Here is a 14,501-nt window from a genome sequence, read left to right as displayed (position 1 = left end):
GCTCAGTCGCTCAGTTCTGCGACGGCGAGGCGAGCGGCCAGTGTGCGCAGCAGCGGCCCGGCTTGTTCCATGCACGTGGCCTCGTCCGGCTCGATGTCGGTGAGTCGGTAGAGACGCTCGAAGCCGACCTCGGCCGCCTCCTGCTCGCTGAGCAGCGCGCGCCCGCACACGGCCACGATCGGCACTCCTGCCGCGCGGGCTGCGGCAGCCACTCCCGCCGGAGCCTTGCCGAGCAGGGTCTGCAGGTCCAGTGACCCTTCACCTGTGACGACCAGCCGTGCGCCGTTGAGGAGTTCCCCGAAGTTATTGAGGTCGAGCACGATCTCGATACCGGGTCGCATCCGCGCTCCGAGCACCGCCAGCGCAGCCCAGCCGACCCCACCGGCGGCGCCTGCGCCCGGCTGGTCCGCCACGTCACGCCCGGTTGCCTGCGCGACGAGTTGGGCAAGCCGGGCCAGCCCCGTGTCCAGGTGCTTCACGTCCTGCGGGCTGGCGCCCTTCTGCGGGCCGAAGATGGCGGCTGCGCCGCGCTCACCGAGCAGGGGGTTATCAACGTCGCAGGCCACCGTGATCGCGACCTCGCTAAGACGCGGGTGTAGGCCGCTGAGGTCGACGCGCTCCAAGGTGGTCAGGGCGCCCCCGCCGGGCGGCAGTTCCTGCCCGTGCTCGTCCAGGAAGCGTGCCCCCAGCGCGGTGAGCATCCCGACGCCGCCGTCGGTGCTGGCGCTGCCACCGATACCGATGACGATCTCCTGCACGTCGGCATCCAAAGCTGCTTTGATGACCTCGCCGAGGCCGGCGCTGGAGGCTTCGAGCGCGCGACGCTCTCCCGCGGGCAGGCGCATCAGGCCGCAGGCGTCGGCCATCTCCACCACTGCCTCGTGGCCGCGGCGCACATAGCGGGTGTGCACCGGTTCACCGGTGGGGCCGGCGCAGGTGAGCGGTACCGGTTCGAACCCGGCGACCTCGGCTGCGTCCAGGGTGCCGTCGCCGCCGTCGGCGATGATGACCGAGCGCACGTCTACCCCGGGGGCTCCCTCTTGCAACCCTGCCTGGAGATGTTCGATGACTTGGTGAGCGCTCAGCGAGCCCTTGAACTTGTCGCATGCGATCAGGACGTGCCCGGGGTGTGTCATCGCGGTTGCTCTCCTAGCTGTGCTGCTGCCCGGTCTGCATTCGGGCGCGGGGCGTGGTGGTCAGTGGGTATCGAACAGGCGCTGGATCGTGGCGACATCGCTGGTTTGGGTCAACGCCAAGGCCAGGAGCACCCGGGCTTTGAACGGGTTGAGGTCGCCGGCGGCAACCCAGCCGTGTTCGGTGTCGGAGACCGCGCCGTTGCGGGCGACGACGCCCGCGCCCACCCGTGAGGAACGCACGACGACCACCCCACGCTCACGCGCCTCGTCAAGCATCCGCGCGACCGGCGTCGCGACGTTGCCGCCGCCGGGGCCTGCGTGCACGATCCCGGCGGCACCGGAATCGAGGATGGCCCGACAGATGGAGGCTGGCATGTCGGGGTGGCTCAGCAGCAGTTCGACGCTAGGCAGGCTCTCGGGCAGGCTAGCGAGCTCGAACGCGCTGTCGGCGCCGAACCGGCGAGCGGGGCGGCCGTAGAGCAGTAGGCCTTGTTCCGAGACATCGCCCAGGGGGCCGTGGAAAGAGTCGAAGGCGTCCAGACGGCTGGAGATCCGCTTGCTCACCTCGCGTCCGCTGTGCACGGCCCCCCCGAAGACGACCAGGGTGCCCAGGCCGTGGGCCGCCGGGCTGGCCGCGACGGTGACCGCGTCAAGGATGTTGGCGGGCCCGTCCGCCCCCGGGGCATCGGCCGGGCGCATCGCACCGGTGAGGACGACGGGTTTGTCGGTGCCTACCAGCAGGTGCAGCAGGTAGGCGCTTTCTTCCATGGTGTCGGTGCCGTGTGTGATGACGACCCCGTCCACGTCCGGGTCCGCAGCGATCTGTGCAACCCGACGCGCCAGCTGGAGCTGACGGGGCAGGTCCAACTCCACCGAGTCGAGGCTGAACAATTGCTGGCAACGCAACTGAGCGATGTCTGCCAGGCCGGGCGCCGAGGCCAACAATTCTTCGATCGATAGGACGCCGGCGGTGTAGTGATGCCCGAGCGCGGCTGCTGTCGAACCGGCGATGGTGCCACCGGTACCAAGGATGACGACACCGGGACGGGACTGCGGGGGACTGCTGGTGGGCATGTTGTCATCCTGCCTGTTCGCCGTAAGCGTGTACGCCGTTCTACCGATTATGGGCGGCAGCAGGGAGTCGCCCCGGGATGTAGCGACTCGAAGTGTCCCTGTGGGGCAGGGACACAGGGCGAAGATTAAGTTGCCTGCGATACTGTTATGACCGTTCAGATGTCGGCATCCTGCGTCTGCAGGTCGTCGAGTTACAGGCCTCGACGGGGAGAGTGACGTGACGACGCAGGTCTCAGGTGGAGTTCAGTCGGTGGGCCGGGCTCTGGATGTCTTAGAGGTTCTTGCAGAGGCTGGCGGAGAGATGGCGATCAGCGACATCGCCACATCGACCGGTCTCCCACTGCCCACGATTCATCGTCTTTTGCGAACGCTGGTTGCTCGGGGCTACGCGCATCAAACCCCCCGGCGGCGATATGCGCTGGGTGCTCGGTTGATCCCGCTGGGGCAGCTTGCCGGTGGCGCCGTGGGGGAGAGCGCAGCGCCGATTCTCGGCGAACTGGTCGCCCAGGCGGAGGAGTCGGCGGGTGTCGCGATGCGGGATCTCAGTCGTGCGGTGTACGTCGCCCACGTCTCCTCGAAGCGTTCCATGCGGATGACCACCGAGGTGGGACGCCGCGTCCAGATGCACTCCACGGCCGTGGGTAAGGCGCTGCTTGCGCAGGGAAGCGACGAGGAGACGCGTAGCCTTGCCGAGCGCGTAGGACTGGCGGAATGCACTACGCACACCATCACCTCGCTCGACTCCCTGTTGGAGGAGCTCGCGCGGATCCGAGAGCAGGGGTACGCGGTGGACGCCGAAGAGCAGGAGCTCGGTGTCACCTGTATTGCGGTGCCGGTCCCCAGCCCGGTCCGGTTGGCGATGGCCATCTCGGGGCCGACCTCCCGAATGACACCGCAGCGGCTCGATGAGTTGCGTCCGTTATTGCTCGCTGCTGCTGCTCGCCTGGCGGAGCAGACCAGCGACACCCATGCGGTCCGGGCCACCTGAGCTGGCGACCCCAGAGCGAAGCCGCACTTCTCCGGTCGTTCCTGAGCACCGCACCAGGGTGGTCTCTGATTCCAGAGCCCACCCTGGTGTCTGCATGACCGGCGCTAGTCGCGCTCATTCAGGCCCGTCGAGCACGCCATCGGAGTCCGGCTACTGCTCAGCGATACGGTCCAGAGCGCTCGCGAGTCGATCCAGGGTCGCTTCCGGGTCGGCCAGCTTGTCCAGGCCGAACAGGCCGAGGCGGAAGGTAGAGAAGCCCTCTGGCTCGCCGCACATCAAGGGCACCCCGGCAGCGATTTGCATGCCCTGGGCGGCGAAGGCGGCCCCGCTGCGAACCTCGGCGTTGTCGGTGTAGGCCACGACCACCGAAGGCGCGGCGAAGCTGTCGGCGGCAACGCAGGGATAGCCGTGCTCGGCCAACAGCGCGCGCGTCTTCTGGCCGAGTTCGAGCTGCGCGTTGCGGGTCTGTTCAAGGCCGCGTTCGCGGGTCTCGCGCATCGCCTGCGCCACGCCGGCCAGGGCGTCGGTCGGCATGGTCGCGTGGTAGGCGGCCTTGCCCTGGGCGTAACCCTCGGTGATGGAAAGCCACTTCTTCAGATCGATGGCGAAGCTTGTCGAATCCGACTCGAGGACCGCAGCGCGCGCTGATTCATTCAGCATCACGAACCCGGCACAGGGTGTTCCGCTCCACCCTTTCTGCGGGGCGCTGATGAGGATGTCGACCCCGGCCTCCTGCATGTCCACCCATATCGCGCCGGAGGCGATGCAGTCCAGGACGAACATGCCCCCAGCTTCATGGGTAGCGGTGGCAACCGCGCGCAGGTAGTCCGGCGGCAGCAGCATGCCGGCAGCCGTCTCGACGTGGGCAGCGAACACGAGCTCGGGTTTGTCCCGCGCGATGGTGGCCACGACCTCGTCGATGGGCGCGGGCGCCCACGGTGCAGTGGGGCCCTGAGCGAGCGGGCGGGCCTGGCAGACCGTGACTGAGTCGGTGATGCCACCGGTTTCGAAAATCTGCGACCACCGGTAGGAGAAAAAGCCGTTGCGAATAACCAGACAGCGGCGTTTAGTCGCGAGCTGGCGAGCAACTGCTTCCATCGCATAGGTGCCGCCGCCGGGGACCAGCGCGACGGTATGTGCGTTGTAGGTCGACTTCAGTGACTCGTCGATCTCCTGCATCACACTGATGAACCGACGCGACATGTGGTTCAGGGCGCGGTCAGTGAAGACGACGGAGTACTCGAGCAGGCCGTCCGGGTCGATCTCGGGACGCGGGAGGTTCATATCGAAAGCCTACGTCTCCGGCTGAGCCTCCGGAGTCCTCGCGCAGCAGCGGCCTGGCCCTCGGCGCGCCGGGTGGGGTCGGGGTTGCGGCAGGCATAGGTCCGCCCACCCGAGGATGCCGGGCGGACAGACCTCTATCTGCATACGCTGCATTGCACGAAGGTGCGGCGCTCGCGTTCACGGGTTCAGCCGCGAGGTCCAGTCCTCCACCCGCCGCTTGGCGACGCGTTCGGCAAAGGTGGCGCGCCAGCCCGGCGACAGGGTGCTCAGGCCCGCGGCTGCCTCCCATTCGCGCGGACCGGCGGAACGGTCGAACAAGGCGGTCAGCAACCGCGCGAGCGGCCACTGCGGCTCGGGGCGCTCAACCAGGACGAGGCGATCGCCCGTGCTGATCTGACCGGGGGTCAAGACGCGGTAGTACCAGCCGGTGCAGCGCAACTCCTGCATGCGCCGGGCTACCCCTCGACGGCCGTGGCGCAGATCCAGTTTCCAGCACGGCTGGCGGGCCTGAGACACCTGGATGGTGGTGGAACCCAGCTCGAAGGTGTCTCCGAGGCAGACGTCGCTCTCGGTCAGCCCGGTGGTGGACAGGTTCTCCCCGAACGCGCCGGGAGCCGCGAAGGCTGCACTGGATGCCGCCTCCTGGGGCATCCACGCCGCCCACCTCGGGTAGTGATCACGCGGGTAGTGATGCAGAGCCTTCTCCGGGCCGCCGTGATGCACGAGATCGGCCTGTTCGTCCCCGAGTGCGCCGTCGGTGCCGACCACTACAGGTTCGGCTCGGGCCTGTTTGATGATTGCGCTTCGAGCGCGTCCCCCGGGTAGTGCAGCAGCACGGCCGGTCAGCACAGCCTGAAGCTCCACGTCGACCTGTGCCATGTCGGGGAGGCTATCGCCTCGGATCACGGGGGCGGCGCCGGGCGCGGTACTTGCGTCGCAGCGCAGCGTGCAACGGGTCGAGTCGGGCACCGTCGCCGGCCATCAGAGCACGGGTCTTGCGTCGGGTGGAGACGATGCCGAGCAGGCCGATCGCGAAAAGCGGGAACTGGGTGGCCATCGCCCAGCGGTGCGCCGCCAACGGCGAGGCGCCGAACCCGGTGAGGACGTCGATGACGACCCCGATGATGAGGATGGAGACCAGCGCAGCGCCGAAACCGCCCATGATGACGATGCCGGTGGCGGTACCGAGGCGATGGGCGGGGTTGGAGGTGCGGGCGAAGTCGAATCCGATCGCCGAACCCGGACCACCGGTGGCCAGGCCGAGCGCGAGAACCACAAGCAGCCAGGTGGGCGCCGGTCCGGGCCAGGCCAGCACCAGTATCCACGGCAGGATGTTGGCGGCGACGATGGCGAACACGAGGTTGCTGCGCCGGTAGGGGTATCGCTGGGTGAGGCTGCCCAGCAGCGGACCACAGGGCAGTGAGGCAAGCACGTAGAGCGTGAACAGCGCGCTGGCCTGGGCGGGTTCGCGCCCTTCGCCGCTGATGAGATACGGGAAGCCCCACATCATCGCGAACACCATGGGGGAGAAGCTCGTCGAGAAGTGCGTCCAAAGACCCAGGCGGGTGCCGGGAGTGCGCCAGGTGGCCACCACGAGGTCGACGATCCGATCCGGGTCGGTGCCGGCATCGATGGGCGCAGCTCCCGGCGGGGCGTTGCGGACCACCCCCAACGCCAGTACCAACGCGGTCGCCGCCACCGCCGCCGCCCCCAGGAAAGCGGTGCGCCACCCGTACGCCTCCAGGACATAGGCGAACGGAACGGCCGAGGCGATCTGACCGCTCTGCCCGAGCAACCCGGTCAGCTGCGTCAACAACGGAACCCGTTTGGCGGGGAACCACGCCGGGACCAACCGGATGACACTGCCGAAGGTCATCGCGTCACCTGCGCCGACAAGCACCCGAGCTATCAACCCCTCGGGGATCGAATCGGCCGAGGCCATCAGGATCTGCCCCATGAACATCGTCGCCGCGCCCACACTGACCAGGGTTCGAGTACCGAACCGGTCCAGGAGCACCCCGACCGGCACCTGCAAACCCGCGTAGACCACGAGTTGCAGCACGACGAACAGCCCGATCAGTCCGGCAGAGGCTCCGAACCGGTCCACAGCCTGCACCCCAGCCACCCCGAAGCTGGTGCGCTGCAGTACGGCTGAGGCGTAAACGACGACACCGGAGAAGAGCACGATCCACGCGCGAGGGCTACCCACTGCTTCATTGTGGGCCAGCTCTGGGCACAGACAGAATGCGCGACCGAGCGCACCGGCTCGCTGGCGCCTGTAGTCGGCGGTGCCAAGCCGCAGTTGCGCTTGAGCTTGGGGAGGCCGCCGTCCCGGAATGCCTCGTCATCCGCGCCGGTGCCTCAGCAGTAAACAGCGAGCCGCCCGGAACCTCTCGTCCACAGCGGTGGCGTCGCGTTGTTCCACACCAGGCTCGGCGTCGGCGGTGACCTCAGGTGGATGTGGATCCGCGGTCATGCGGTGCGGTGAACGAGCAGCTCCGCCTCGGCAGGCCGAGGCGGCCGCGTTCTCGGCGTGGGGACCGCAGGCTCACCCCACGATGCGGGGCAGCCAGGGGATGAGCACGAGCAGGATGGGGATCGAACAGAAGGTGCTGAGCACCACCGCGCTGGCCACCGTGTCGCTGTCGGCACCGTATTCGCGCGCCAGCATGAAGGTGTTGACGGCCACCGGCATCACGCACGCGAGCAGCAGACTGGCAAGGCCCAACCCGTCCAAGCCCACCAGTACCCCCGCCAGGCAGCCCAGAGCGGGGATGAGCACGGCCCGCAGCGCCACGGTGGCTAGCACCGGGCCGGTTCGGTGAATCCGCCCGCTGCCCCCGATCTGGACCCCGAGCTGCAGCAGCACCAACGGGATCGCGGCGTCGGCCAGCAGGTCGATGCCGCTCATCAGCCCCCCGGCGACCTCGACCCCGGCCACCCGCAACATGCCCGCAACCACCAACGCCCAGGTGACCGGAAGCCGCGCCACGACGAGCAACCCGCCGCGGATGCCACCGCTGGAGCCCAGCAGCATCGGACCGATGGTGAACATGACGACCAGCGAAGTGACGAAGATGACGACGGCGGCGTCCAGGCCCTCGGTCCCGAGGGCCAGCAAAGCGATGGGCAGCCCGAAGTTGCCGTTGTTGCCGATGACCGTGCAGGCCGTCACCGAGCGTCGGGTCGGCACCGACCAGCCTCTGGTCACCAACCAGGACAGCGCCGCCCCCACCGCCGTCACGAGCAGGTAGCCCCCGACCAGGCGTAGCCCGACATCGGGGCTGATCTGGCTGGTCATGGTGCTGCGGAAGGCCAGTGCGGGAGTGAGCCCGTGCAGGCTGATCTTGCCCAAGGTGTCGACGTCGATCGTGAATCGGCGGGCCAGTACCACGCCGACCAGGGCGACGATCAGCACCGGCAGCAGAACATCCATGAGCGCAATGAGCACGAGAGGCAGCCTACGGTCGGGTTCCGCCGACTCGATCAGCGCTGCTCAGCGGCTTCGCCCACCCCCGGATTGGACGAGATAGGGGGGGAGGTTGGTATTCTTCCCAGGCGCACCACGGCAGGTTGCCCGAGCGGCCAATGGGAGCGGACTGTAAATCCGTCGCGAAAGCTACCAAGGTTCGAATCCTTGACCTGCCACCAGCGCCACGATGGCCCTCACCTCACGGTGGGGGCCATCGTCGTATCGCCGTCCCGGGTGAGACGCCTCCGTTAGTGTCAAGACGAGGCGCCGCCGACGGCAGTGGGCGGCCGCCGCGAAACGTGTGGAAAAACGCAACAGTCAAGAACCCCAGAAACATCAGCCGTTAAGGAGAGCCCATGGCCGACAGCTCGTTCGACATCGTCAGCAAGGTCGACCACCAGGAAGTGGCCAACGCCGTCAACCAGGCCGCCAAGGAGATCTCGCAGCGCTACGACTTCAAGGGCGTGGAAGCGAGCGTGGAACTGGCTGGGGAGTCGGTGACCATCAAGGCCAACAGCGAGGAGCGCTGCCTAGCGGTGCTGGATGTGCTGCAGACCAAACTCATCAAGCGTGGCGTGTCGTTGAAGTCGCTGGACACCGGGGACGGTACTCCCAAGCTGTCGGGAAAGATCTACCGCCTGGACGGTGCCCTCAAAGACGGCATCACCCAGGAGAACGCGAAGAAGATCAGCAAACTGATCCGGGACGAGTTCGGCAAGACCGTCAAGCCCACCATCCAGGGCGATGAACTGCGCGTCAGCAGCAAGAACAAGGACGACCTGCAGGCTGTGCAGCAGATGCTCAAGGGCGCGGACCTCGACGTGGCCCTGCAGTACACGAACTACCGCTGAGCCGCGATGGGCGCCCTCGCCGCTCAGCGTTCGGCGCAGGGTGGACCCGTGCCTGCTGGCCCAGGTGACGGCCTGGCCGGGGAATCGCCCGCGGCAGTGGCCAGCGGGTGTTCATTCGTGGTTGTACCGCGCTAGGGCACCCCGCCGCAGTATGCGGTGGTGGTGCCCTCAGCGTTTCTACTCCTGATCGGCGGGGGCGGAGGGGGCCTGGGTGACCGGCGTGGCAGCCGCCGTGGGCTGCTGCGCGGCATCGGAGGGTGCGGTGGGCCCTCCTGGGCGTAGCGCGTGCGTCTGGATGTAGCCCGTCGACAGGTCGCTCAGACGCACCTCGATGAGCCCGTTCGCGTCCACCAGGTATTCCTCGCGCACCTCGGGACCGCCAGGGCGTCGCTCTACCGGGACACCGTTGAGGTCGGCGCACCCCTGCAGTTCGGGATCGAAGGGGAAGAGCACCTCAGCGAAGGGGACAAGTTCCCCGCGCGGTTGCCCGCGCTCATCCAGTCCGCTGTATTCCACGAATCGAAACCGGCCCAGGTTGTGCGCGGCCCGATACTGGCGTTGCACCACCACTCGCTGATCCTGCTCCGGGATCGCTTCGTCCCGTCCGATGATCGGGTCGAACTCGAGGGTGTTGCCATCCCAGCCCTCACGGAACACACCGAAACCGCGAGAGAGCTGATCGGTCAGGGTGTATCCGGCTTCGGTGTCGGCGGCGATGGCCAACCCGATGGCCGTCGAGGCTGCGGGGTAGGGGGAGCGGTGCACCCGGCGACCGAAACGTTCTCGTAGCAGCCGCGGGACCAGGGGCAGGCCACTGGCGCCGCCGACCAGGTAGATACCGGCCACGTCCACCAACGCATCGGCGTCGTCCAGGTTGCCGACCAGTGGGCTCATCGCCTCGATGCTCGCCTCGACCAGCGGGCCCGCGGCAGCGTAGAAGTCAGCGACGGAGACGATGACCGGCTCGCCGCGCACCTCCACCAACATCCGCCGGGTCTGCGGGGACAGCCGTTCCTTGGCCTCCCGGCATTCTTCGCGCAGGTCAGCCAGTTCGCGGGCGTTCAGGTCGCCGACCCCGAGTCCGGCCTCGCGCAACGCGCACTCCAGCAGCACGGCGTCGAAGTCGTCACCACCGAGGCTGTTGATGCCCAAGGAGTCCAGAACCTCGTGGAAGCGGCCGTCGACCTTGACCAACGAAGCGTCGAAGGTGCCGCCGCCCAGGTCGTAGACCAGCACCCGGGTGCGGCGTGAACTCAATGTGCGGCTCTGCCGATGGGTGTATTCATATCCGGCGGCCGAGGGTTCGTTGATCATCGCAGTGACCTCGAAGCCGGCGCGACGGAAAGCTTCCAGGGTCAGGTAACGCTGCGCGCCGTGCGCGTGGGCGGGGACAGCGACCACGGTGCAGGAGGGTTCCTGCACCCCGTTCAGACTGGAGGTGTCTCGGAGCGCCTCGTTCAGCGCTCGCAGGTAACCGCTGAGCACGTCCAGCACCGGGAAGGCCTGACCGCCCAGGCGCAGGACGGTCCGTGTCGAGACATCCGGGAAGGCGAGCAGCCGTTTGAAGGAGCGCGCCAGCGGGGCGGCTTGGTCTCGGGCGGCGCGCAACGCATCGAAGCCGTAGACCAAACCCTGCGGTGTCAGCGCGGCCACGGAGGGGAAGAACTCGTGCGCGTCCCCGTCGGCGTCCCGGAAGCTGACGACCGGATAGTTACCGCGATCAACGGCGGCGACGATCGTTCGAGTGGTTCCAAAGTCGACGCCCAGACGCATACCGGGAGCCTAGCAACGTCGGATTGTGTGCCGCCGTGGCTGTCCGCGGTGGGCACCAGGACGACGCCGAACTGCGATCGCGTCCCACCCCCGAGGCAGAGCCGCTCGCAGTGTCGCCGCCGGGTGCTCCGGTGTTGCTACGGCGTCAGGACAGGCGCCGAACACGGGGCGCCCGCCCCGCAGATACGGGACGGGCGCCTAGCGGACTTCACGAACGGTGGAGGGGTCCTCGCGGACCGGTCATCAGGACCGGCCGATGAAACGCTGCGAGATGTTCTTGCGCGGGCCCCACGCTGCCTTGGTGCTGGCGCCGCGACCGAGCTCCCAAGCAACCACGTAGGAACCGCCCGGGCGGGCAGTGCGCAAGGTGGCGCTGGTGCGAATGTCACCGACCGTGGTGGCTGCGTTGATTGCCTTCATCAACTGGGCAGTGCTGGCCTTGGCCGGAACACGGACGGTGACGAACTCCCACCGGTTCGCACCCCACAGCCCGCGGTCCTCGCGGTACCGGAGCAGACGGTCGTCATCCAGACGAGCCACTAGGCGGGCCTGCGCCCGGGTGCGTGGCATGTAGCGATCTACCTGGAAGGTCCGGGTGACCAGTGCCGGGCGGTTGGGTCGGGTCTGACCGGGAGCGGTCGGCTTGGCGGGCTTGACAGGCTTCGCCGGGGTGCTGGGCGCCGGCTTGATCGGAGACGGTTTCACCGGCGTGTTGGGCGCCGGGGTGCCAGGCGTCGGTGCCGGGGTGCCAGGCGTTGGTGCCGGGGTGCCAGGTGTTGGTGCCGGGGTGCCAGGTGTTGGTGCCGGGGTGCTGGGCTCCGTTGGCTTCGGTGTCGGTGTGGAGCATCCGGCGAGTTCGGCGGGGGTGGCCGGACGAGTGGTCGTCTGGCTGGTGCGCACCGGCTCGGTCGGGACCCAGCGTCCGCTACGCGGATCGAAGATGTGACGGGTGGTGGTCGTCACGGTCGTCACCGGTACCGTTGCGCTCACGCAGTCGCGGGTACCTTCCGTCGTCGTGGTTTCGACGATGGCCGGGGGAGCTCCATCGGCACACACGCTCGAGGTGCCGACCAGAGTCTCATCGACGACCATGGCAGCCCCAGAGCCATCAGGCTTGGCGCTCAGGGTCACACTCACCGACGACCAGGCCGGCATCCGTTCCACCGTGAGGGTGAAGGACTTCCCGTCCGGAGAAAGCACCGCCTGGCCGACCCCGATCGCCGCCTCGTCGTACTTCTTACCCGCGGCGTTCTCGAACCGCAGCGCACCTCCACCAGGTGTGGCGGTGGAGGGGCCGCTGCCGAAGGTCATTCCCTGCGACGCCTTCGCGGTAAAGGTCACATCGCGCAGTTCGATGTCCGTCGCAGCGTAAACGCGCCAGTAGCGCACACCGTTCACGGTCCAGGAATCGGCGTTAGCGCCACCCCAGGAGTCGGCGTTGGTCTCCCCGGGGAGGGTGGAATCCTTGATGCGGGCGTCGACGTCGCGCGAGGTGAGCCCGCGGATGGTCCGGCCCATGAGCGCGATCTCGCAGTCATCGGTGCTCGGTGCGGGTGGCGCCGGCGGCGTCGTGACGGCGCAGGTCGGCGCGTCGCCTTGAACGTATCGGCCGGTGAGCGTCGCGGTGGCGGTGAAGGACTCGTGGGTGCGACCGGGGTCGATGAGACCCGTGAGCTGCAAGATGATCCCGGTGTCCTTCTTCAGGTGCCCGATGTCAACAGTGACGGTGTTACCCGAGACGGTGATGCCATCGGTCGGTGCGAAGGCGTAGCCACCGTCGGCCGTGCCTTTCCATCGGTTGATCCACGTGGCCAGGCTCTGAGTGCTGTCAGCCGTGTAGTCGATCCCCTCCGGCAGCGTCAGCGTCAGCTTGGCGTCGAGCATGTCGTGACGGGTGCCCACCGGAACGCGCCAGTTCAGGGTCGGTTTCGCGCCGCCGCCGATCCAGTGCTGGATCTCCATGTAACCCGGGTCCTTGAAAACGACATCGTTGACTTCCCGGACGAAGCCTGAATTGGAGTATTGGTATTCGTTGTTCGCGGTGTAGTGACGCAGACCCTGCGGCATGTCCGCCTCGTCGAGGTCCTGAAGACTCTCGGCCTGCCACTGCACATCGCAGTTGGAGCTCAGGTTGCCTCGTTCGGTCCCCTCATTGGTCGCCTGCGCCACGATCGGCGCGTAGGCGAGCCCGAGAAGTGTCACGCACGCGGCGGCGCTCGAGCGTTGAATGGTATTACGAAGCGACATGGTTTCCCCCCATGGTCAGCGAAATCCCCAGGACGAACTGAAACCCAGCTCATCAGTCGTCGAGCTCCCCAACTCGAACGCCGGTTACCGGCAAGTGACTAAGTCGACTGTATAGCGACCATCGGGGTGGGGGCCTGGAACATGCATACAACTGAGTTGAAGATGAGCGGTGTGCGTTGTAAAAGCGAAATGTCGCTATCGTCCCGCTTTCGTCCGTTACTCAGAGAACCCCGAGCGTCCCGCCTGTAGTCGGCCGACGATGAGCAGCACCACCATCAAGCTGCCGGTCGCGAGCAGCTGACCACGGATCGTGGGCACGGTCATCCCCAATGCGACGATGCCGAGCACAGCGGCCAACGTCAGATAGGACAGATACGGGAAAGCCCACATCGGTAGCGGAAGACGGACACCCGCTTGCTCGGCCCTACGCCGCAAGACGATATGCGAGCAGATCGTGACGATCCAGGTGACGATGATCGTCGAGCCGACGACGTTGAGCAGAATGCCCAGGACTTCCTCGGCCCACACGTAATTGAGGAAGACCGCCACAAAACCGAAGGCGACCGAGGCGAAGACCGCGCGGCGGGGCACCCCACGCTTGTCCAGGGGGGTAAGAGCGTGCGGGGCCAGGCCTCGCTGGGCTAGGGAGTAGATCATCCGCGAGGCGCCGTAGAGGTTGGCGTTGAGGGCGCTGAGCAGCGCCAACACCACGATCGCGCCCATGGCGACCGCGGCATAGCGCCAGCCGACCTGCTCCAGTACCGCCACGAAGGGGGAGGCGTTCAAACCTTTGGCGTTCCACGGCAGTACCGCCACCATGATGGCCACCGACCCCATGTAGAACACCAGGATCCGCCACACCACGGTGCGAATGGCGCGGTCCACGTTGTGCGCCGGGTTCTCTGTCTCTGCGGCGGCTACCGCGAGAATCTCGATGCCGCCGAAGGCGAACACGACAACCAGGAGCCCGGCTGCGATCCCGTGCCATCCCAGCGGGACGAAGCCGCCGTGCGCGGTGAGGTTACTCAGGCCGGGGGAGGGCGCGGGCAGGAAATCGGCCAGGTAGACCAGTCCCACGACCAGGAAGGCGATCACCGCGGCCACCTTCATTAACGCGAACCAGAATTCGATCTCGCCGAAGTGCTGCACACCGATGAGATTGACGGCCGTCAAGGCCACCATGAACACCAGAGCCAACACCCACTGCGGAGCGAAATCCCACATTCCGACGAGGATTTGTGCGGCGGCGGTGGCTTCGGCGGCGATGACCACGACGAGCTGGATCCACCACAACCACCCCATCGCAAAGCCCGCGGCAGGTCCCAGCGCACGCCCGGCGTAGACCGAGAATGCCCCGCTGTCCGGTGAAGCCGCCACCATCTCACCGAGCATGCGCATGATCGCCACGACGATCAGCCCGGCCACGATGTAGGAGATGAGTACCGCAGGTCCGGCCGCGGCGATCCCGGCGCCTGAGCCGACGAAGAGCCCGGCGCCGATTGCGCTGCCCAGGCTCATCATGACCAGGTGGCGGCCCTTCATGCCTGAGCGCAGGGCTTGCTGCTCCGGCTGTGCCGCGTTCTGCGTGCTACTGGCCACGATGAGACTCCTATCTCGGCAACCTCATTGCGGCGCCGTCAGATTCGAGGGTGGCACAGCGTAAGGGGTCAGCGTGC

11 protein-coding genes and 1 tRNA gene are annotated in these 14,501 nt (G+C 67.3%); 3 read left to right on the top strand and 9 right to left on the bottom strand.

Going from position 1 to position 14,501, the window contains the following annotated elements:
• Nucleotides 1–2: 2 nt before the first annotated feature.
• Nucleotides 3–1,136 carry a glycerate kinase gene (locus tag G9V96_RS05550; protein ID WP_168582144.1) on the bottom strand — a complete coding sequence of 378 codons (1,134 nt, stop codon included), beginning with the start codon at nucleotides 1,134–1,136 and terminating at the stop codon, nucleotides 3–5.
• 60 nt (nucleotides 1,137–1,196) lie between these two features.
• On the bottom strand, nucleotides 1,197–2,210 hold the full coding sequence (locus G9V96_RS05545) for an asparaginase (RefSeq protein WP_168582143.1): 1,014 nt from the start codon (nucleotides 2,208–2,210) through the stop codon (nucleotides 1,197–1,199).
• A 217-nt stretch (nucleotides 2,211–2,427) separates the two neighbouring features.
• Between G9V96_RS05545 and G9V96_RS05540 the strand changes: the two genes are divergently transcribed.
• Entirely contained in the window at nucleotides 2,428–3,198 is a 771-nt protein-coding gene (locus tag G9V96_RS05540; RefSeq protein WP_226913498.1) for an IclR family transcriptional regulator, read from the top strand.
• A gap of 150 nt (nucleotides 3,199–3,348) precedes the next feature.
• Here G9V96_RS05540 and G9V96_RS05535 read toward each other — a convergent pair whose 3' ends face one another.
• The 4 genes from G9V96_RS05535 to G9V96_RS05520 form a co-directional block, all read right to left on the bottom strand.
• Nucleotides 3,349–4,482, bottom strand: coding sequence for an aminotransferase class V-fold PLP-dependent enzyme (locus tag G9V96_RS05535; protein ID WP_168582142.1), 1,134 nt, complete (start codon nucleotides 4,480–4,482; stop codon nucleotides 3,349–3,351).
• A 177-nt stretch (nucleotides 4,483–4,659) separates the two neighbouring features.
• Nucleotides 4,660–5,361 (bottom strand): MOSC domain-containing protein, encoded by a 702-nt coding sequence (locus G9V96_RS05530; protein ID WP_168582141.1) that lies wholly within the window; start codon nucleotides 5,359–5,361, stop codon nucleotides 4,660–4,662.
• Nucleotides 5,362–5,371: 10 nt separating this feature from the next.
• Nucleotides 5,372–6,691: an MFS transporter gene (locus tag G9V96_RS05525; protein ID WP_168582140.1), complete on the bottom strand. Its 1,320-nt coding sequence runs from the start codon at nucleotides 6,689–6,691 to the stop codon at nucleotides 5,372–5,374.
• Between the two features lie 339 nt (nucleotides 6,692–7,030).
• Entirely contained in the window at nucleotides 7,031–7,933 is a 903-nt protein-coding gene (locus G9V96_RS05520; protein WP_226913497.1) for an AEC family transporter, read from the bottom strand.
• A 116-nt stretch (nucleotides 7,934–8,049) separates the two neighbouring features.
• On the opposite strand from G9V96_RS05520, the gene G9V96_RS05515 reads away from it, so the two are divergent.
• Both G9V96_RS05515 and G9V96_RS05510 read left to right on the top strand, forming a co-directional pair.
• Nucleotides 8,050–8,133, top strand: a tRNA-Tyr gene (locus G9V96_RS05515).
• Between the two features lie 177 nt (nucleotides 8,134–8,310).
• Nucleotides 8,311–8,805, top strand: a complete 495-nt coding sequence (locus G9V96_RS05510; protein ID WP_168582139.1) for a YajQ family cyclic di-GMP-binding protein — start codon at nucleotides 8,311–8,313, stop codon at nucleotides 8,803–8,805.
• A 177-nt stretch (nucleotides 8,806–8,982) separates the two neighbouring features.
• Here G9V96_RS05510 and G9V96_RS05505 read toward each other — a convergent pair whose 3' ends face one another.
• The 3 genes from G9V96_RS05505 to G9V96_RS05495 form a co-directional block, all read right to left on the bottom strand.
• A complete protein-coding gene (locus tag G9V96_RS05505) occupies nucleotides 8,983–10,578 on the bottom strand; it encodes an Hsp70 family protein (protein ID WP_168582138.1) in 1,596 nt (531 codons plus the stop codon).
• A gap of 243 nt (nucleotides 10,579–10,821) precedes the next feature.
• The gene (locus G9V96_RS15250) at nucleotides 10,822–12,825 is read right to left on the bottom strand and encodes a hypothetical protein (RefSeq protein WP_210424471.1); all 2,004 of its coding nucleotides are present in this window, start codon (nucleotides 12,823–12,825) and stop codon (nucleotides 10,822–10,824) included.
• A 216-nt stretch (nucleotides 12,826–13,041) separates the two neighbouring features.
• Nucleotides 13,042–14,424 (bottom strand): amino acid permease, encoded by a 1,383-nt coding sequence (locus G9V96_RS05495; RefSeq protein ID WP_319643831.1) that lies wholly within the window; start codon nucleotides 14,422–14,424, stop codon nucleotides 13,042–13,044.
• Between the last annotated feature and the right edge of the window lie 77 nt (nucleotides 14,425–14,501).

The organism is Gephyromycinifex aptenodytis (genome assembly GCF_012277275.1).
GTDB classification, from domain to species: Bacteria; Actinomycetota; Actinomycetes; order Actinomycetales; family Dermatophilaceae; genus Gephyromycinifex; species Gephyromycinifex aptenodytis.
This window is presented reverse-complemented; position numbering and strand designations above follow the sequence as displayed.